The sequence below is a fragment of the Pseudoflavonifractor sp. 60 genome, assembly GCF_009911645.1.
In the GTDB taxonomy this organism is placed as follows: domain Bacteria; phylum Bacillota; class Clostridia; order Oscillospirales; family Oscillospiraceae; genus Lawsonibacter.
This window is the reverse complement of the sequence record NZ_QWKI01000381.1, coordinates 1-841: the sequence shown is the minus strand read 5'-3', so window position 1 is coordinate 841 and position 841 is coordinate 1. Positions and strand designations below refer to the sequence as shown.

At 56.8% G+C, this 841-nt stretch carries 1 protein-coding gene and 1 pseudogene; both read right to left on the bottom strand.

Features of this window, described 5'->3' with window-relative positions; all coding sequences use genetic code 11:
- A pseudogene (locus tag D1646_RS22505) lies at positions 1–89 on the bottom strand (citrate lyase ACP); the annotation flags it as partial.
- A 34-nt stretch (positions 90–123) separates the two neighbouring features.
- Positions 124–639 (bottom strand): 3-isopropylmalate dehydratase small subunit, encoded by a 516-nt coding sequence (locus D1646_RS22500; RefSeq protein WP_160638537.1) that lies wholly within the window; start codon positions 637–639, stop codon positions 124–126.
- Between the last annotated feature and the right edge of the window lie 202 nt (positions 640–841).

Sequence of the window (841 nt, the reverse complement as noted above, 5' to 3'; positions counted from 1 at the left end):
ACATCGCTTTGCAGATTGATTTGGATGCCTTGCCCGGGATTGGGGCGCAGGGTGATCTGTACATCGCTGGACTCCAGCGTACCGGCCATAGCCGGTTTTTTCAGTTCCATACCTGCTCCCTCCTCAGTGCTGCTGGGCTTTCATGTACTGGAACAGCCCACCGGCCTCCATGATATCGTGCTCCAGATCGCTCACCGCGTCGCCGTGGACCGTGGCCCCGGTATCCACATCGTGGATGTCGCCAGTATCCAGGTCCACCTCCAGGGTATCACCGTTTTTGATAGAGCCATCAGCAATGGCCTGAGACAGCCCCTTGACAAAGAGAACGGGGTAGCCGTTGTTGATGGCGTTGCGGTAGTAGATACGGGAGCAGGTCTCGGCCAGGACGCAGGGGACCCCGGCAAACTGGAGGCAGTAGACCGCGTGCTCCCGGCTGGAGCCGCAGCCGAAATTCTTGCCGGCCACCACAAAGTCGCCGGGGCGCACCTCCTTGGCAAAGGTCTCCATGCCGGGGTAATACTCGAAGGCGTACTGGGGCATCTGCTTGGGGTCGGTCTCGGCCAGGTATTTGTTGTGATAGATCAGATCTGTGTCCACGTCGTCACCGAACACCCAGGCCCGGCCAGTCTGTTTGCTCATATAGATTCCTCCTGACAAATAAAAAAGTATCTCACATCTGTTATTTTGTTTCCGCCCCACCTTAACGATGGGGCGGAAACAGGGGGAAGAGGACTGGAGGCTGTTACATAAATTCTCGGGGATCTGTAATGCAGCCTCTTATAGCAGTGGCCATAGCGGCCATGGGAGAAAGCAAATAGGTGTGGCTGCCCTTGCCCACCTT